Source organism: Dactylosporangium roseum (assembly GCF_025264685.1).
GTDB lineage: Bacteria > Actinomycetota > Actinomycetes > Mycobacteriales > Micromonosporaceae > Dactylosporangium > Dactylosporangium roseum.
Window position 1 is genome coordinate 4,777,061 of sequence record NZ_CP073721.1, and the last position, 17,415, is coordinate 4,794,475.

Here is a 17,415-nt window from a genome sequence, read left to right on the forward strand (position 1 = left end):
GAGCGCATGCATCCTGATGTCGTGGTGGTCGGCTGCGGTCCGGTCGGCGCGGTCACCGCCAACCTGCTCGGCGCCCGCGGCGTGCGAACCCTGGTCGTCGAGCGCAGCACCGCGCCGCACCAGCAGCCGCGCGCCTTCTCCTGCGACGACGAGGCGTTGCGGGTCTACCAGCAGGCCGGCCTGCGCGACGAGGTCGCCCGGGACATGTACGCGCCGCCGACCGTCGAATACGTGGACGGCGCCGGCCGCCCCTTCGCCACCATCGCCCTCGACGAGATCGACTTCGGGCTGGGCAGCGAACCGCTGCACTTCTTCGACCAGCCGCGGCTGGAGGCGACCCTGCGCGCCGGTTTCGACCGGTACCCGCACGTCGACCTGCGCCTCGGCGTCGAGCTGACCGAGCTGGCCCAGGACGGCGACGGGATCACCGTCGGGCTGCGCGACACGCGCACCGGCGAGCGGTCCACGATCCGGGCACGGTACGTCCTGGGCTGCGACGGCGCGCGCAGCACGACCCGTACCGCCGCCGGCATCCGGCTCGGCGGGACGTCGTACGAGGAGCCGTGGCTCGCCGTCTCCGGCGACGTCGCGCCCGGCGGGGTCCGCCAGCCCACGACCCGGTTCGTCTGCGACTGGCGCCGCCCGGCGTTCGTGTCGCCCGGCGCGTTCGGCACCCACCGGCTGGAGTTCATGCTCCGCGACGGCGAGACGGCGGAGGCGATGACCCGCCGGGAGACCATCGACGCGCTGGTCGCCCCGTACGTCGACCCGGCCCGGTTCACGGTCACCCGCGCGATCGTCTACACCTTCCACCAGCTCGTCGCCGAGCGGTGGCGGGACGGCCGGGTGTTCCTGCTCGGCGACGCGGCACACCAGATGCCGCCGTTCCTCGGCCAGGGGCTCTGCAGCGGCCTGCGCGACGCGGCGAACCTCACCTGGAAGCTCGCGCTCGTGCTCGACGGCGGGGCCGACGACACGATCCTCGACAGCTACGAGACGGAGCGCCGCCCGCACACCGAGGAGATGGCGGTCACCAGCGTCCGGCTCGGCCGGGTCTTCCTCGTCCGCAACCGGTCCGCGGCGACCCTGCGCGACGCCGCGCTCCGGGCCGTGCAGACCGTTCCGCGGATCCGCCGGTTCGTGCGGCACTTCGAGTTCAAGCCGGCGCCCGCGGTGCGCCGCGGCCTGCTGGCCGGCGGCACCGGCAAGGCTCCGGTCGGCGTGATGTTCCCGCAGCCGTCCGTCCTGGTCGCCGGCCGGGCCGCGCCGTGCCCGCTCGACGACGTGCTCGGCACCGGGTTCGCGGTCATCGGCCCGGCCGTCGGCCCGGCCACGGCGGCGGAGTGGGCCGGTCCGCCGGCGACGTTCCTACGTGTCCTGCCCGCGGGTGCCGTGCCCGGCCCCGGTGACGTGGTCGACGCCGACGGCGTCCTCGGGGCCTGGTTCGACCGGCACCGGATCGGCCTGGCCGTCCTGCGGCCGGACCGGTTCGTCTACGGCACGAGCCTGGTGGCCGGGCCGCCGGCCTGGGTCAGATCGCCACGGCGTGCGACACCAGCCACGCCCCCTGCACCGGCACCATCGTGAGCACCACGCGGTTCTGGTCGACCTTCTCCCCCGTGACATTGGTGTTGCGGCGGTACTGGTTGAGGTACAGCAGCAGCTCGACCCGCCGCGGGCTCGCGCTCACGACGCCCGAGGTGGACACGGCGGCGCGGACGATCGCCTGCTCCGACACGGCCTGCGGCTTGAGCGCGGCGGTCGTCTTCGCGTACTCGTCGGCGAACTGACCGGTGACGAACGTCCGTCCGTTGGCGACGCTGGTGTCGAAGCTGCGGTAGTCGTACGAGAAGATCGCCTGCGCGGCGGGCGTCGCGGCGGCGAGCGACCGGCGGACCGCGATGTCCCGGTGCCGTGCCTGCTCGTGCTGATACCAGCCGGCGCCCGCGACGGCGAGGCCGACCGCAACGGCGGCCACGAGCGCGGCGGTGCCGCGGCGCATACGACGCTTGATGTTCGGCATCACAAACCTCCGGACTCAGCCGACGAACTGGAGCCGGGAGACGAGCCAGCGGCCCGATCCGGCGTCGTGGGTGACGTCGACCTGGATGCGGTAGTGCGAGGCGCGTCCCTCGGGCGCCTTCGCGTTACGGACCGTCGCGTCGACCGCGACCAGCACGACCGCCGAGTGCCGGTCGCCGGAGACCAGGGCCGCACGCAGCACGGTGCCGCGCGACTCGACGTCGTTCTCCACGATCGCGGCCCGCACCTGGGCGCGGCCCCGCGCGAACTCGTCGTGGAAGTCGCCGGTCGCGCCGTCGGAGATCCGCTGGAGATCCCGGTCGACGCTGGCGGCGCTCACCGAGACGAAGTTGACCGTGGTCTGCTTCGCGGCGGCGAGCGCCTGCTGATGCGCGCGGTCCAGCGTCCGGTCGCCGTACCAGCGGCTGCCGAAGACGATGCCGGCGGCGAGGGCGGCGCACATGAGGACGGCGAGCACGACGGTGCCGGGCGCGGGCCGGGCGAACCGGATGCGGCGCCGCGGGGCCGGATCCGGCCGGCGCACGGGGCGGCGCCGTTGCCGGGGCCGGCGCGCGACCTGACGGGTCCGCTCCGGCGCCGCGGCCTCCTTCGCCTCCGCGAGCGTGTCGGTCTCCGGCGCCTCCGCGGCCTCGGTGTCCGCGGTGTCCGCGGTGTGCTCCGCGTCCTCGCCGGACAGCACGGGCTCCTCGTCGAGCCGCTCCAGCACCGCCGTGATCGGGTCCCGACGGCGGGGCGTGCGGCGGGTGGCGGCGCGCCGCCGGACGCTGCGCGGCGGCGGCTCGCTCCCGGTGGCGCCGCCCTGCACCAGCTTCAGGGTGCGGTTCTCGTGTGCGGGCACGATGCCCTCCTTTCCAAGGTCTACGGGGCGAGCCCGGCGAGCAGGAGCTGTTTCCACGACTGGTCCCCGGCGAGCTGGTACTGCCCCCCGGTCGTGCCGAACAGGAGCGGATGGCCGTCGGTGCCCAGCGCCAGGCCGGACGCCGGGTCGTAGCCGCCGGTCTGCCCCGGGTCGCCGGGCGGCGCCGGATCGCCGCCGCCGGGACGCAGGGCGTTGTTGGTGCCGCGGACGCTGGAGCCGCGGGCCTGGTCGGCGGCGCCGCAACGGGCGACCCCGCCGTACTTGCAGGCCGGCGGATCGTCGACGTTGAGCACCAGCCCGAGGTGGGCGGTGCCGTCGCCCGGCGTGACCGTGAACCCACCGGCGACGGCCATCGGGTACACGACGAGGATCGTCTCGATGCCGGCCAGGCGCCGGGTGGCGACGCCGTTGACCGAGATCAGGTTACCCAGCAGCGTGCCGAGCGCCGGGTCGAGCCCGTCCAGCAGCGCGACGAGCTGCTGGGCGGCCGGCGGCCCCGCGGTGACGAGCCGGCGCAGGTCGGGGTCGGCGGAGCGCAGCGTCTCGGCGAGCTGCGCCAGCCCCTTCGCCCACGCCCGGATCGCCGCCGCGGACTCCGCCTGGGTGGCCAGGACGGTGCGGCCGTCGCGCAGCAGGGTGACCGTCTGCGGCAGGTTCGCGGTCGCCTCGCGCAGGATCAGGTCGCCCGCGTCGAGGATCGCGCGTAACGCCCGTTCGTTGCCCTCGAACGCGGTGCCGAGCTCGTCGATGACGATCGAGAGGGCGGCCGGGTCGACGGAGCGCACGAGCGCGTCGAGGTTCGCCAGCAGCGTCTCCGGCGCGAGCGGGATGCCGGTGCGGCCGCGCGGGATGACCGAGCCGTCGGTCAGGTACGGCCCGGCGTCGGTCTCCGGCCGCAGGTCGAGGAACTGCTCACCCACCGCGGAGCGCTGGCCGACCACGGCGCGCGTGTCGCGGGAGACCCGCACCCCGTCCTCGATCCGCATCCGCACCCGGGCGCCGTGGTCGTGGAGCGTGACCTTCTCGACCCGGCCGACCGGCACGCCGCGGTAGGTGACCGGCGCGTTGGCGAAGATGCCGCCGGCCTCGGCGAAGTCGGCGTGGACGACGTACCCGCGGCCGAGGAGCCGGTCGCCGAGCCCGACGTAGGTGACGCCGACGTAGCCGACGCCGATGAGCCCGACCACGAGGAAGGCGAGCACCTGGAGCTTCGCGGCGCGTCGGATCACGGCAGCAGCCCTCCGTCGAGCAGGTCCGGCAGCAGACCCTGCTGCCCGGTGACCGCCCCGGTCACGGGCGGCAGCAGGCACCCGGGCGACAGGGCGGTGCCGGGCGGCAGCACGGTCCCGGGCGGGAAGACGGTGCCGGGCGGCACGATCCCGCCGGGCGGCAGCAGGCTGCCGGGCGGCACGACGCTGCCCTTCGGCAGCAGCCTGCACTCCTTCGGCAGGTCACAGCCGGCCGGCGGTTGCCAGCCGGGCGGCAGGACCCCGCCGAGCGGCAGGCACGGCAACGGCAGCACGCCGGGCAGCCCGGGCCCGGTGGACGGCGGCTTGCCCGGCCCCTTGCCGCCGGTGGACGGGTCGGAACGGTGCTGCTGCCCGCCGGGCGCGGCGGCGGCCGCCGGCGGCGGTGCGGTCGCCACCAGCAGGTTCGACAGGATCGACGTCGCGTCGAGGTCGGCGGTCGCGCCCAGGTTGACGTAGTCGCCGACGATCGCGCCGGTGACGTTGGGCGGGAACGGGAACGTCAGCATGAAGTCCAGCGACTTCGGCAGGGCGTCGCCGGCCTTCACCAGTTGTTCGAGGATCGGCTGGAGCGAGCGCAGGACGGCGAGGGTGTCGTCGCGGCTCTGGTCGACGACCCTGGTGCCGACCCGGCCCAGCTCGCCCAGGGCGGTCAACGCGAGCGTGAGCTGATCCCGCTGCGCTTCGAGCACGGTCAGGCCCGGCGCGAGCGAGTCCAGCGCCGTGCCGATGACGTCCCGCTGCCGGGATAGCTGCCCGGTGAGGCGGTCGAGCGAGTCGACGGCCCGGACGATGTCGGCCTTCTGCCGGTCGAGCCCGCCGACGAAGGTGTCGAGCTGGCGCAGGGCATCCTTCGCCTCGGTCTCCCGCCCCGCAAGGGCCTTGGCCAGCTCCTCGTTGATCGTCTTGAGGTGGGCCAGGCCGCCGCCGTTGAGCAGGAGCCCGAGCGCGGCGAGCACCTCTTCGACCTCGGCCGAGCGCCGGGTCCGCGCCAGCGGCACGACCGCGCCGTCGGTGAGCCGGCCACGCGGTGCCTCGGTGGTGGGCGCCTCCAGCGCGACGTACTTCTCGCCGAGCAGGCTCGTCTGGCGCACGGCGGCGGTCGCGTTCTCCGGCAGCCGCACGTCCTTGTCGATGCCCATCCGCACGCGTGCCGTCCAGCCGGACAGCGAGATCCGCTCGACGCTGCCGACGGTCACGTCGTCGACCTTCACCGCCGCCTGCGGCACCAGGTCGAGGACGTCGGCGAACTCGGCGGTCACGTGGTAGCCGTCGCCGGCCGGTGCACCGCCGGGCAACGGCAGCGACGCGACGTCGGGCAGGCCGCACCCGCCGGCGAGGAGCACGGCCGCGAGCCCGATGAGGGCGGCCCGCCTCATCGCGTGCCCCGCAGGATGCCACCGACGGTGAGGTCCTGGTCGACCTCGGGAAGCTGGGGCAGGGCCGGCGCGGCGGACCGGGCCGGCGCGGCGGCCGGTGGGGCGCCGGCCGCCGCGGCCCCACCCGCCGCGGCCGGCAGGCCGAGGAGCCTGCGCAGCGCGTCGGTCATGGGCAACCGCTTGGCGTTGAGGGTCTGTGCGAGCGCGAAGCACTCCTTCGGGATCTGCCGCGCGGGCACGAGGTCGGCCATGAGCGAGCAGACGTAGCTCGCCGGGTCGTACGGCCCGAGCGCGTTGTCCCGCGTGTCGAGCGTCCCGGACCGGGCGTTGTACGCGAGGTTGAGGTTGGACACCGCGAGCGGCGTGATGTCGAGGATCTCGATGATCGCCTTCTGCTGGCGGACCAGGATGCCGGTCACGTCGGCGAGCGCGTCCACATCGGACTTCAGCGCCTCGCGGTTCTCCTTGATGAACATGGTCACGTCGGCGAGTGCGGTGGCGAGGCCGCGCAGCGCGGCGGCGAGCTCGTCCCGCTCGCCGGCGAGCTGCCCGGCCACGGCGGCGAGCTGCTGGTTGAACGCCCGCACCTGTTGGTCGCTCCGCGCCAGCGCGGTGGTGAACCGCTGGAGGTCGGCGACCGTGCCGAAGAGGTCCTGCCGCCCGTCGGCGACGGTGGACAGCGCGCGGGAGAGGTCGCCGAGCGTCGCGTGGAGCGCCTCCCCGTTGCCGTCGAGGTTGTCGCGGCCGGTGGCGACGAGGTCCCTGAGGGTGCCGTCGGCGTTGGCACCCTCGGGGCCGAGCGCCTTGTTGAACTCGTCGAGGGCCCGGTAGATGTCGTCGATCTCCATCGGCGCGGCGGTGCGCTCCAGCGGCACGTCGCCGCCGTCGGGCAGCGCGGCGCCGCCGTTGTAGGCGGGGGCGAGCTGCACGTACCGGTCGCTGACGACACTCGGCGGGATGATGAGCGCCCGCACGTCGACGGGGACGCGCCGGCTCGCGTCGTAGCGCATCTCGACCCGGACCGAGCGCCCCTGCGGGGTCACCGAGACCACCTCGCCGACGCGGACGCCGAGCACCCGGACCGACGAGCCCTCGTGGATGCCGACCGCGCGGCTGAAGTACGCGACGAGCCGCCGCTGCGGTTCGCCGCGGAAGGCGACGACCACGGTCGCCGCGACGGCCAGGACGACCACCGCGCCGATGGTGACGATACGGCGTGAACGCATCTCAGCGCCCTCCCGTCGTGGGCTGGTAGGGCTGGAGCAGCCCGGCGACGTACGAGTCGAACCAGCGGCCGTTGCCGACGACGTTGGCGAACGCGTTGACGAACGGCCCCATTCTCTGGATGGTCCGCTCCAGGTCGTCGCGGTTGCGCTGCAACGTGGCGACCACGCCGCGCAGCTCCCGCAGCGCCGGCAGCAGCCGCTCGCGGTTGTCCGCGACGAGGCCCGACAGCTCGGTGGCGAGGGCGTCGGTGCCGACGAGCAGGTCGTGGATCGCGTCCTTGCGCCGGTTGACCTCGGCCAGTAGAGCGTTGCCGTCGGCGACGAGCTTGCGGAACTCCTCGTCGCGGGCCGCGAGGACACCGGTGACCTGGTGGGCGCGGGCCAGAAGCTGGCGCAGCTCGGCGTCGCGGTCGGCGACGGTGTTCGACAGCCGCGACAGCCCGTCCAGCGACGACCGTACGCTCGCCGGGGTGTCGGCGAACGTCTGCGCGAGCGTGGTGAACGCGTCGGCGAGCCGCGTGGAGTCGATCTCGTCGAGCGTCTCGGCCAGCCCGGTGACCGCCTGGACCACGTCGAACGGGGCCGCGGTGCGCTCCAGCGGGATCTCGGCGTCCTCGGCGAGGCGGCCTGGGCCGTCGGGGGCGAGCGCCAGGTACTTCTGGCCCAGCACGGTCTTGATCCGGATCGTCGCGCCGGTCGTCCTGCCCAGGCGCACGTCGTGGTCGTCGAGCCGGAACGTCACCCGCACGTACGGGCCGGCGCCCCCGTGCGCCAGGTCGACGCCGGTGACCTTGCCGACCCGGACCCCGGCGACCCGGACCTCGTTGCCGGGCGCCAGCCCGCTCGCGTCGCGGAACGCGGCACGGTAGGAGCCCACGGCGGTCAGCGCGTCGACGGCGTCGAGCCGGAAGGCGCCGGCCACCAGCCCCACCAGCGCGGCGAGGCCGATCGCGCCGACCACGACCGGATTGCGGTCCCGAAACGATTTCACGACCGGCCTCCCGTGGTGGTGCAGCGTGCCGCCGGCGAGCTGAACGTCGCCGGGTTCAGGTCGCCGTGGCCGGCGACGCCGACGGTGCCGTCGAAGTCGCAGAGGAAGAAGTTGAACCACGAGCCGTAGGACGCCACGCGGGTGAGTGCGCCGTACCGGTCGGGCAGCCCGGCGAGCGTCTTGTCGATGACGGCCGCGTTGTCGTTGAGGGTGGTCGACAGGGTGCCGAGCGCGTTCACGTCGGCCGCGAGCGCCGGCCGCGCGTCGCCGAGCAGCGCGGCGGTCGCACCGGTCAGGTCGCCGAGGTTGACCAGTGCCTCGCCGATCGCCAGCCGGTCGGCGGCCAGCCCGGACACGAACTGCTGCAACTGCCGGATCGCCTCGTCGAGCTCGCCGGCGCGATCGGCCAGTGTGGACAGTACGGTGTTGAGGTTCGTGACGACCCGGCCGATGACGGCGTCGCGGTCGGCGAGCGTGTTGGTGAGCGAGGCGGTGCGCTGGAGCAGGCTCGCGACGGTGCCGCCCTCACCCTGCAGGACCTGGATGATCTCGTACGCCAGCTTGTTGACGGCCTCCGGCGTCAGCGCGGTGAACAGCGGCCGGAACCCGTTGAACAGCACCGTCAGGTCCAGCGCCGGGGTCGTCTGCGACTGCGGGATGAGCCCGTCCGGCCGCAGCGGCCGGGCGTCGCCGGGCCCCTCGCTCAGCGCGACGTACCGCTGGCCGACGAGGTTCCGGTAGCGGATCTTCGCGCGGACGGTGGTGGCGAGCGGGATGTCGTCGGCCACCGTGAAGGCGATCTCGGCGACGGTGTTGCCGACGACCCTGATGTCGCGCACCTTGCCGACCTTCACGCCGGCGATGCGCACGTCGTCACCGACGAGCAGCCCGGTCACGTCGGCGAACCGGGCGCGGTAGACGGTGCCGCCGGACGAGAACGCGCCGAGGGTCTGCGCGAGCAGCGCGGTCAGCAGCACCGTCACCGCCGCGAACGCGGTCAGCTTCAGCAGCGGGGCGAGCACGCCTCTGGTCATGGCGCGTTCACCACCGCGCCGCGCAGCAGCGGACCCCACAGCAGCATCGCGATGTCCGGCACCTCGGCCGGCGGCACGCCGAGCTGCGCACCCAGCAGCGGTTGCAGCAACCGGCGCTCCTCCGCAGTGGCGGCGTTGGCGGTGGGCAGCGCCGCGGCCGTGGACGGCAGCAGCCCGACCGGCAACTTCGGTGGCCCGGGCCGCGCCGCGCCGTAGTCGTAGCCGTCGTTGATGGGCGTCTCCGGTGCCGGGACGTGCGGATCGGGCAGGCCCCGGCAGTTCGGGCCGTTCCTCGGGCCGTACACCGGCTCGTCGCGGCCCGGCTCGAACTTGCCGTTGTCGCGGGTGATCTCCAGCGTGATGCGCATCCGGCCGGTGGCGAAGACCTGCTCCACCCGCGGCTGGAGCGCGACGAGACCGTTCATGAGGCAGGGGTACTCCGGTGCGTACGTGGCCAGCAGCTCCAGGAACGGGCGGCTGACGTCGCCGACCCGGATGAGCTGGTCGCCGTGGCGTTCGAGGAAGAAGCGGGTGGTGTCGGCGACCTCGGTGGTCTCCGCCCACAGCAGGGCGAGCTGGGTGCGCTGGTCCACCACGGTCGTCGCGGTCACGGACGCGTCGCGCAGGATGGCGAGCAGATCCGGCATCGCGCCGTCGTAGACGTCCAGCACGTCGGCGAGCCGGCGCACGTCCTCGGCGATGAGCGGCATCTGCTCGTTGAGCGCGGCCAGGTACCGGTCCAGGGTCACCAGTTGCTCGCCGAGTCGCTCGCCGTTGCCGTCGAGGGCCGTGGCCAGCGCGCCGAGCGTCACGGCGAGCTTGTCCGGCCGGATCGACCGCAGCAGCGGCAACGCGTTGTCGAGCACCCGCTCCAGTTCGACGCCGCTCTCGCTGCGGTCCTGCGAGATGACGGCGCCCTCGCGGATCGCCGGGCCGGTGGTGTCCGCGGGCGGCACCAGCGCGACGTACCGCTCGCCGAACAGCGTCTTGGGCAGCAGCCGGGCGTTGACGTCGGCGGGGATCTGCGGCACCGTCGCCGGGTCGAGCGCCAGCCGCAGCCGCGCGCCGCTGCCGTCGCTGGACACGGTGCGCACCTCGCCGACGACGACCCCGAAGAGCTTGACCTCCGCGCCTGGGCTGAGCTGCATGCCGGTCCGGCCGGTCTCCAGCGTCACCCAGGTCACGTCGGCGAAGGCCTTGCGGTACTGCAGGACGGCCAGGCCGAGCGCCGCCGCGAGCAGCACGACGAAGGCGACGCCGAGCATCCTGTGCCGGAGGTTCATCCCGCGATCCTCACCGTCGTGGTCGCGCCCCAGATGGCCAGCGACAGGAAGAAGTCGACGACGTTCACCGCGACGATCGCGAGCCGCACGGCCCGGCCGACCGCGACGCCGACGCCGGCCGGTCCACCGCCGGCGGTGTACCCGTAGTAGCAGTGCACGAGCACGACGATCACGCTGAACACCAGCACCTTGCCGAACGACCAGAGCACGTCCTCGGGCGGCAGGAAGAGGTGGAAGTAGTAGTCGTAGGTGCCCGCGGACTGCCCGAAGTAGAAGATCGCCATCGTCCGGGTCGCGAGGTAGCTCGACAGCAGGCCCAGCACGTACAGCGGGATCACCGCGACGAACCCGGCGATCATCCGCGTGGTGACGAGGAACGGCAGCGACGGCACCGCCATCACCTCGAGGGCGTCGACCTCCTCGGAGATCCGCATCGCGCCCAGTTGCGCGGTGAACCCGCAGCCGACGGTCGCCGATAGCGCCAGCGCGGCGACGAGGGGCGAGATCTCGCGGGTGTTGAAGTACGCGGAGATGAAACCGGTGAAGGCGCTGCTGCCGATCTGGTCGAGGGCCTGGTAGCCCTGCAGCCCGACTTCGGTGCCGGTGAAGAACGTCATGAAGCAGATGACGCCGACCGTGCCGCCGGCCACGGCGAGCGCGCCGGTGCCGAAGCTGACCTCGGCCAGCAGGCGGACGACCTCCCGCTTGTACCGGCGCAGCGTCCGCGGTGTCCACGCGAACGCCCGCAGGTAGAATGCCAACTGCCCGCCGAGGTCGTCGAGCTGTCGCAGGACCGGCATCTCAGCTCCCCTTCTGCGGGACGACCTGGAAGTACACGGCGGTGATGACGAAGTTCAGCGCGAACAGCAACATGAATGTGATGACGACGCTGTGGTTGACCGCGTCACCGACGCCCTTCGGCCCGCCGCGGGCGTTCATGCCCTTGTACGACGCGACGAGCGCCGCCACGGCGCCGAACACGAGCGCCTTGATCTCCCCGACGACCAGGTCCGGCAACTGCCCGAGCGCTTGGAAGCTGGCCAGGTAGGCGCCGGGCGTGCCGCCCTGCATGACGACGTTGAAGAAGTAGCCGCCGGACACGCCGACGACGCTGACGAGCCCGTTGAGCAGGACCGCGACGAGCATCGTGGCGGCGACCCGCGGCGCGACGAGCCGGTGCAGCGGGTCGATGCCCAGCACCTCCATCGCGTCGAGCTCCTCGCGGATCTTCCGGGCGCCGAGGTCGGCGCAGATCGCCGAGCCGCCCGCGCCGGCGATGATGAGCGCGGTGACGATCGGGCCGGCCTCGCGGACCACGGCGAGCACCGACGCGGCACCGGTGAACGACTGCGCGCCGAGCTGGCGGACCAGCGACCCGAGCTGCAGCGCGATGACCGCGCCGAACGGCACCGAGACCAGCGCCGCCGGAAGGATCGACACCGAGCTCACGAACCACGCCTGCTGGAGGAACTCGCGCACCTGGAACGGCCGGCGGGTCAGCCCGCGCAGCGCGTCGAGGCAGAACGCGAAGAACAGCCCGGACCGGCGCAGCGGCGCGGTCATCGGACCCTGCCCAGGTCGCCGTCGAAGGATCCGGGCGGCGGGGTCACCCGGTTGTCCCGGCACCACCGGCCGGGCGGGCGTTCGGCGCGCCGGGGCCGGCCGTCCGACGGCTGTAGCTGCACCGGGATCGGCGGCAGCGGCGGCGGCTCGACCCCGGCTTCGGCCTCGGCCTTCAGCTCGTCGGCGTCCTTCTCCTCCGCCATGCCGATCGGCCCGATCCGCTGCGCGTTGAGGAACTGCCGGACGACCGGCTCGGTGCTCGACAGCAGCATCTCCCGCGGCCCGAACATCGCGAGGTGGCCGTGGTAGATCAGCCCGATGTTGTCGGGGACCGTCCGGGCGGTGTTGATGTCGTGCGTGACGATGAGAAACGTCGCGTCGATCTGCTGGTTCAGGTCGATGATGAGCTGGTTGAGGTAGGCGGTGCGCACCGGGTCGAGACCGGAGTCGGGCTCGTCGAACAGCACGATCTCCGGGTCGAGCACCAGCGCTCGGGCCAGGCCGGCGCGCTTGCGCATGCCGCCGGAGATCTCGCCGGGCAGCTTCCGCTCCGCGCCGAGCAGGCCGACCATGTCGAGCTTCGCACCGACGATCGCCCGGATCTCGCGCTCCGGCTTGCGGGTGTGCTCGCGCAGCGGAAACGCGACGTTGTCGTAGATGTTCATCGAGCCGAACAGGGCGCCGTCCTGGAACAGCACGCCGAAGAGCTTCCGCACCTCGTACAACTCCCGCTCGCTGAGGCGCGTGAGGTCGTGGTCGCCGATCCGGATCGCGCCCCGGTCCGGCCGCAGCAGCCCGACCAGCGTCTTGAGGAACACCGACTTGCCGGTGCCGGAGGGCCCGAGCAGGACCGATATCTCGCCCGCCGGCAGCGTGAGCGACACGTCGGACCACACCGGCTGTGCGCCGAAGGACTTGGTGAGCCCTTCGACCCGCACCTCGACACCCATCCGGCCTCCCTGCCCGAACCCTTGCTGGAGACATCGCGGGACGGGCGCCGGGCGTAACACCCCGGCGGAGAATTTTTCGTGTGCGCCGCTCGACTGGTGCAAACCGGCGGCGGCGGTTACGGTGCCGTTACCCCCCGGTAACGAAGGTGCGCATCCCACACGATGACGGCAGCGATCGAACAAGAGCTCGTGGATCGAGCCCTCCGGGCCGATCCGGACGCCACGGCCGCCCTGCTCACCCAACTCCGTCCCGGTATCGTCCGATACTGCCGGGCCCGCCTCGGCCGTGTCGGCGGCGCCTACACGACCGCCGACGACGTCGCCCAAGAGGTCTGCCTTGCCCTGTTGCGGGCCCTGCCCGGGTATCGTGACCAGGGCCGGCCGTTCACCGCCTTCGTCTTCGGCATCGCGGCGCACAAGGTCGCCGACGCGCAGCGCGCCGCCGTCCGGGACGCGGGGACCGCCCCGGTCGAGACCCTCGCCGACCACCCCGACGCCGCGCCCGGCCCGGAGCAGCAGGCCGTGCGCACCGACGTGGCGCGGCGCCTGTCCGGGCTGCTCGCCCAACTCCCCGAGCAACAGCGCGAGATCGTCCTGTTACGGGTCGCGGTGGGTCTACCGGCCGAAGAGGTGGGCGTGATCGTCGGCATGTCGGCCCCGTCCGTCCGGGTCGCCCAGTCCCGGGCCCTGGCCCGCCTGCGTACCCTGGCGGGGGAGACGTTGGGCGGGGTGGCGGCATGAGTAGCGGTCCGGAGCGGGGCGAGCAGCCCGTCGTCGACCTGGCCACGGTGCGGGCCGACGACGCGCTGCTCGACGCTCTCGGCCGGGGGGAGCCGGCACCCGGCGGCGACGATCTGGCCGGCCTGCTCGCCGCCTGGCGGGCCGACCTCGACGCCGACCTGCCGGCCGGCGACGTCCCCGTCGTCCCGTCCGAGGAAGAGACGCCCGAGGTGGTGGCGCCCGAGGTGGTGGCGCCGGACGTCGTGCCGCTCCGGCGGCGCGGCACCGGCCTGCGCCGGGCCGTCACCGGGGTTGCGGCCGCCGCGCTGATCCTCGGCGGCCTGGCCCTCGGCGCCCACCGTTCGGGCCCGGACGGTCCGTTGTGGCCGATCACCCGGGTGCTGTACCCGCAGGTCGTCGACGCCCGCGCGGCCGAGCACGCGATCGCGCAGGCGGCCGGCGCGGTCGCGGCCGGGCACTACGACGAGGCACGGCGCCTGCTCGACACCGCCACCGGTTACGCGCAGCAGGTCGGCGACCCGGCGGCGCGCCGGAGGCTGCTCGACCGGATCGAGGAGCTCCGCCGGTCGCTGCCCGCCGCGCCGTCCCCGGCCGGGCGGCCGTCCCCGACCGACGCCGCGCCGGCCACCACGGCACCGAGCCCGGCGCCGGGCGCCACCACGGGCGGACCGGGCGGTGGCAGCACGGGCGGCGAGAACCCCGGCGGCGGTCAGTCGCCGGCCCCGGGCCTGCCCGTTCCCGGCGTGCCGACGATCGTGCCGTCCCTGCCGGTGCCCGGCCTGCCGTCGCCGCTGCCCCTGCCGTCGCTGCCCCTGCCGTCGCTGCCACTGCCCGGTCTCGGCGGCTGACGTCCTGGAACGGCCGAGCGTGCCACGCCCGCGGCTCCTCCGATCGGGGGCGCCCATCCGCGCAGGCTGAGGCCGGCACCGCCACGGCCGGCGCCGGCGGCGATCCGCTCCAGCAGGAGCCGGGCGCCCTGCGCGGCGGCGATCTCCGCGCCCGCGCGCAGGTCCGCGTCGTCGCCCGTGGCGAGGCCCCGCACGCGGCGCAGCTCGGCCGCCAGCACCCGCTCCCCCGTCTCGGCGGCGAGGGCGAGCCCTTCGTCCGCCAGCGCGGCGGCGGTGTGCGGGTCACCGGCCACGAGATGCGCGTCGGCCATCGCGGCGACGGAGATCGTACGGGTGGCGCGCAGCCCGTGCCGGTAGAGGCCGTCGGCCGCGGCCCGCATCGGCGCGAGCCGGCGGCGGTCACCGCCGCGCGCCGCGGCCCAGTCCGCGAGGAAGTCGCCGGTGCTCACGAAGTGCGGCATGTGCTGCCGCGCGCCGATCTCGCGGCACCGGCGGGCCGCCGCGCGGCCGGCGTCGACGTCGTGCTCCTGGAGAGCGGTCCAGGCGGCGAAGAGGACGGCGTTGCCCCGGCCGTACGGGTCGTCGCAGTGCTCGGCGAGGGCGCGCGCCGCATCGAGGTCGGCCTGCGCCGCCGCCGCGTCACCGCGCAGCGACCGGACGAGGGCGCGGAAGTTGTACGGTGCGAGCGTCGGCGTCCGGCCGACCTGCCGCCGCAGCAGGTCCGGCGCGACCCCGGCGAGCCGGTCGGCGGCGTCGCTCAACTGCCGCTCCGCTTCGTCGAGCCGGCCGGTGAAGTAGGCGGCCGCGCCCAGCAGGTACGGTCCGGCGGCGGCCACCAGCCCGTCGGCGTGCGGCGCCGCCCGGACCAGCCGGCCCGCCAGGTCCTCGCCGATCGGGTACTCGGCACGGTTGCAGGCCACCTCGCCGAGTGTCCACAGCGCGGTGTGGAGGTCCGCGTCGGCCCCGGCCAGCGGCAGCAGCGCGCGGGCCCGGGCGGCGACCCGGGCGACGGCGTCGCTGCCGACGCCGACGGTGATCTGGAGCAGTGACGTCTGATGGAGCCGGACGTCCAGCTCGGCCGCGGCCGAGCCGGGTACGGTTCCGGCCTCCGGCGACAGGCGCGCGGCGGCCCGGTCGAGGTGGGCGAGTGCGTCCTCGTAGGCGAGCCGCCGGGTCGCGTCCTCGGCGGCGCGCCGGGTCCAGCGCAGGAAGTCGTCGCCATGGCCGAGCCCGATCGACTGTCCGTAGTGGTGGGCCAGCTCGCCGGGGGTGAGCCCGCCCCGGTCCGGCAGCGCGGCGGCGGCGCCGGCGAGGCGGGCGTGCAGCACGGCCCGCCGTGGCGGGGCCAGCTCCGCGTAGGCGACCTCGGCGAACAGTGGATGGCGGAACCGGACCGCGCCCGGACCGGCCTCGGCGACGAGGTGGGCGGCCGCGGGCGTGGCGAGCGACTCAGCGAGATCACCGGGGCCGGCGGCTCCTTCACCGGTCGCCGTGGCGAGCAGGCGGAGGTCGAGTTCCCGCCCGGCCACGGCGAGCAGGTCCAGGCAGTGCCGGACGGCCGGGTCGGGGGCGAGCAGCCGCAGCCGGACCGCGTCCCGCACCCCCGGTGGCGGGTCGCCCTCGGCCGCCGGGTCGGGCGTGGCGAGCAGTTCGGTGAGGAAGAACGGGTTGCCGCCGGTACGCGCCGCCAGCCGCTCGGCCAGGCCGGTGGCCGCCGGTGTGCCGGTGCGGCGGCGGACCAGGTCGGCGACGGAGGCGGCGTCGAGGCCGGTGAGGTGCAGCCGCGCGGCGCCGGGGACCCGTGCCAGGTCGGCGAGCGCGGCGACGACGGCGGGATCGTGTTCGTACGGCCGAAGCGTCCCGATCACCAGGGTGCGGCCGCGCGGCAGGCCGGTGGCCAGGAAACGGAGCAGCAGGAGGGAGTCCGCGTCCGCGGCGTGCAGGTCGTCCAGGACCACGACCAGGCCGGCCGGTGCCGCGGCGGCGCGCACGAGATCGGCGACGGCCTCGTAGGTGCGGAACCGCGCGACCGGGTCGGGCACGCCGTCAGCGCCGCCGGGCAGTCCGGGCGCGGACCCGATCCGGCCGCCCTCGCCGCCGCCCGGCAGCCCGGGCGCGGACCCGGCCCGGCCGCTCTCGCCGCCGCCCGGTGTTGCCACCGCGAAGCCGGCCAGCGCCGCCGGTGCGTCGTGGCCGGCCGCTCCGGGCAGCGCGAGGAGGCCCCGCACGACCTGCGTCCAGAGCCAGAACGGCGGCGCCTGACCGAGGTCGGGGCATCGGCCCCAGACGACCGGGATCCCGGCCGCGGCGGCCCGATCGGCGGCGGCAGCGGCGAGACTGGTCTTGCCGATGCCGGCCTCGCCGGTGACCGTGACCACCCGCCCGCCGTCCCGCCCGGCCGCCGCGAGCAGCGCCCCCAGCCGGGCCAGCTCGGCGTCGCGACCGACGAGCGCCGGACGGCGGTCCACCGGGGCGACCGGGCCGGCCGGTGCGACGGTGTGGCCGAGGACGTGCCGGTGCAGGTCGCGCAGTGGCGCGCCGGGCTCGACGCCGAACTCGTCCGCCAGGTAGCGGCGGACGGTGTCGTACGCGGCCAGCGCCGCCGCCTGTTGCCCGGAGCGGTAGAGGGCGAGCATGAGCTGCTCGCAGGCGGCCTCCCGCGCCGGGTGGTCGAGGACGAACCGGCGTAGCTGCGGCAGCACGGCCCGGTGCCGGCCGGCGGCGACGGCCGCCGTGAACCGGCCTTCCTCGGCGGCGAGGCGTGCCTCGGTCAGCCGGGCGACGTCGGCCCGGGCGGCGGTCAGGTCACCGACCGCCGCGGCGCCGCGCCACAGGGCCAGCGCCTCGGTGTAGTCGCGCTCGGCCGCGACCGGGTCGCCCGCCGCGAGTGCCCGCCCGGCCGCCTCGGTCAGGTCGGCGAACCGCTCGGCGTCCACGGCGCCGGGCGGCACGCGCAGCTCGTAGCCGCCGTTGTGGCCGACCAGGACCCGGCCCTCGGCGCGCGGCCCGCGGCCGGGCTCCAGGGCACGGCGCAGGCCGGCGACGTAGGTGCGCAGTGTGACGTGGGCGCTCGCCGGCGGCGTGCCGTCCCACAGTGCGTCGACGAGCCAGTCGGCGGTCACGAACCGGTTGGGGCGCAGCAGCAGCAACGTCAGCAGCGCCTGCGGCTTCGGCCCGCCGACCGGGACGGCGGCACCGTCGCGCAGCACCAGCAACGGCCCGAGGATGCCGAACCGGAGAGCGGGCTGCGC

At 74.9% G+C, this 17,415-nt stretch carries 14 protein-coding genes and 1 pseudogene; 3 read left to right on the plus strand and 12 right to left on the minus strand.

What is annotated here, in order from left to right; genetic code table 11:
* Positions 1–6 precede the first annotated feature (6 nt).
* On the plus strand, positions 7–1,587 hold the full coding sequence (locus Drose_RS22410) for a bifunctional 3-(3-hydroxy-phenyl)propionate/3-hydroxycinnamic acid hydroxylase (RefSeq protein WP_260723259.1): 1,581 nt from the start codon (positions 7–9) through the stop codon (positions 1,585–1,587).
* Here the strand turns inward: Drose_RS22410 and Drose_RS22415 are convergent.
* The 11 genes from Drose_RS22415 to Drose_RS22465 are packed head-to-tail and all read right to left on the minus strand — an operon-like array spanning position 1,532 to position 12,575.
* Positions 1,532–2,023 (minus strand): hypothetical protein, encoded by a 492-nt coding sequence (locus Drose_RS22415; protein WP_260723260.1) that lies wholly within the window; start codon positions 2,021–2,023, stop codon positions 1,532–1,534. The genes Drose_RS22410 and Drose_RS22415 overlap by 56 nt on opposite strands.
* Positions 2,024–2,038: 15 nt before the next feature.
* Positions 2,039–2,881 carry a hypothetical protein gene (locus tag Drose_RS22420; protein WP_260723261.1) on the minus strand — a complete coding sequence of 281 codons (843 nt, stop codon included), beginning with the start codon at positions 2,879–2,881 and terminating at the stop codon, positions 2,039–2,041.
* A 20-nt stretch (positions 2,882–2,901) separates the two neighbouring features.
* Positions 2,902–4,131 carry an MCE family protein gene (locus Drose_RS22425; protein WP_260723262.1) on the minus strand — a complete coding sequence of 410 codons (1,230 nt, stop codon included), beginning with the start codon at positions 4,129–4,131 and terminating at the stop codon, positions 2,902–2,904.
* Entirely contained in the window at positions 4,128–5,528 is a 1,401-nt protein-coding gene (locus Drose_RS22430; RefSeq protein ID WP_260723263.1) for an MCE family protein, read from the minus strand. The genes Drose_RS22425 and Drose_RS22430 overlap by 4 nt, the downstream gene beginning before the upstream one ends.
* The gene (locus Drose_RS22435) at positions 5,525–6,754 is read right to left on the minus strand and encodes an MCE family protein (RefSeq protein WP_260723264.1); all 1,230 of its coding nucleotides are present in this window, start codon (positions 6,752–6,754) and stop codon (positions 5,525–5,527) included. Before Drose_RS22435 ends, Drose_RS22430 begins: the two co-directional genes overlap by 4 nt.
* A 1-nt stretch (position 6,755) precedes the next feature.
* Positions 6,756–7,745: an MCE family protein gene (locus tag Drose_RS22440; protein ID WP_260723265.1), complete on the minus strand. Its 990-nt coding sequence runs from the start codon at positions 7,743–7,745 to the stop codon at positions 6,756–6,758.
* Positions 7,742–8,779, minus strand: a complete 1,038-nt coding sequence (locus Drose_RS22445; protein WP_260723266.1) for an MCE family protein — start codon at positions 8,777–8,779, stop codon at positions 7,742–7,744. Before Drose_RS22445 ends, Drose_RS22440 begins: the two co-directional genes overlap by 4 nt.
* Complete coding sequence (locus Drose_RS22450; protein ID WP_260723267.1) at positions 8,776–10,062, minus strand: MCE family protein; 1,287 nt, start codon at positions 10,060–10,062, stop codon at positions 8,776–8,778. Before Drose_RS22450 ends, Drose_RS22445 begins: the two co-directional genes overlap by 4 nt.
* The gene (locus tag Drose_RS22455; protein WP_260723268.1) at positions 10,059–10,862 is read right to left on the minus strand and encodes an MlaE family ABC transporter permease; all 804 of its coding nucleotides are present in this window, start codon (positions 10,860–10,862) and stop codon (positions 10,059–10,061) included. Before Drose_RS22455 ends, Drose_RS22450 begins: the two co-directional genes overlap by 4 nt.
* 1 nt (position 10,863) lies before the next feature.
* Positions 10,864–11,625 (minus strand): MlaE family ABC transporter permease, encoded by a 762-nt coding sequence (locus Drose_RS22460; RefSeq protein WP_260723269.1) that lies wholly within the window; start codon positions 11,623–11,625, stop codon positions 10,864–10,866.
* Positions 11,622–12,575 carry an ABC transporter ATP-binding protein gene (locus Drose_RS22465; RefSeq protein WP_313899925.1) on the minus strand — a complete coding sequence of 318 codons (954 nt, stop codon included), beginning with the start codon at positions 12,573–12,575 and terminating at the stop codon, positions 11,622–11,624. The genes Drose_RS22460 and Drose_RS22465 overlap by 4 nt, the downstream gene beginning before the upstream one ends.
* 162 nt (positions 12,576–12,737) lie before the next feature.
* On the opposite strand from Drose_RS22465, the gene shbA reads away from it, so the two are divergent.
* Complete coding sequence (gene shbA / locus Drose_RS22470; protein WP_260723270.1) at positions 12,738–13,316, plus strand: RNA polymerase sigma factor ShbA; 579 nt, start codon at positions 12,738–12,740, stop codon at positions 13,314–13,316.
* Positions 13,313–13,414, plus strand: a pseudogene (locus Drose_RS22475) (hypothetical protein); the annotation flags it as partial. The gene shbA and the pseudogene Drose_RS22475, both read left to right, overlap by 4 nt.
* A 611-nt stretch (positions 13,415–14,025) precedes the next feature.
* Here Drose_RS22475 and Drose_RS22480 read toward each other — a convergent pair.
* Positions 14,026–17,373 (minus strand): BTAD domain-containing putative transcriptional regulator, encoded by a 3,348-nt coding sequence (locus Drose_RS22480; RefSeq protein WP_260729785.1) that lies wholly within the window; start codon positions 17,371–17,373, stop codon positions 14,026–14,028.
* Positions 17,374–17,415: the final 42 nt, after the last annotated feature.

What these genes read in the sequence shown, in the direction of transcription:
- Drose_RS22430 (WP_260723263.1), bottom strand. Translation starts at nt 5,528, where the DNA reads ATGAGGCGGGCCGCCCTCATCGGGCTCGCGGCCGTGCTCCTCGCCGGC.
- Drose_RS22445 (WP_260723266.1), bottom strand. Translation starts at nt 8,779, where the DNA reads ATGACCAGAGGCGTGCTCGCCCCGCTGCTGAAGCTGACCGCGTTCGCG.
- shbA (WP_260723270.1), top strand. Translation starts at nt 12,738, where the DNA reads ATGACGGCAGCGATCGAACAAGAGCTCGTGGATCGAGCCCTCCGGGCC.
- Drose_RS22415 (WP_260723260.1), bottom strand. Translation starts at nt 2,023, where the DNA reads ATGCCGAACATCAAGCGTCGTATGCGCCGCGGCACCGCCGCGCTCGTG.
- Drose_RS22455 (WP_260723268.1), bottom strand. Translation starts at nt 10,862, where the DNA reads ATGCCGGTCCTGCGACAGCTCGACGACCTCGGCGGGCAGTTGGCATTC.
- Drose_RS22450 (WP_260723267.1), bottom strand. Translation starts at nt 10,062, where the DNA reads ATGAACCTCCGGCACAGGATGCTCGGCGTCGCCTTCGTCGTGCTGCTC.
- Drose_RS22460 (WP_260723269.1), bottom strand. Translation starts at nt 11,625, where the DNA reads ATGACCGCGCCGCTGCGCCGGTCCGGGCTGTTCTTCGCGTTCTGCCTC.
- Drose_RS22465 (WP_313899925.1), bottom strand. Translation starts at nt 12,575, where the DNA reads ATGGGTGTCGAGGTGCGGGTCGAAGGGCTCACCAAGTCCTTCGGCGCA.
- Drose_RS22410 (WP_260723259.1), top strand. Translation starts at nt 7, where the DNA reads ATGCATCCTGATGTCGTGGTGGTCGGCTGCGGTCCGGTCGGCGCGGTC.
- Drose_RS22435 (WP_260723264.1), bottom strand. Translation starts at nt 6,754, where the DNA reads ATGCGTTCACGCCGTATCGTCACCATCGGCGCGGTGGTCGTCCTGGCC.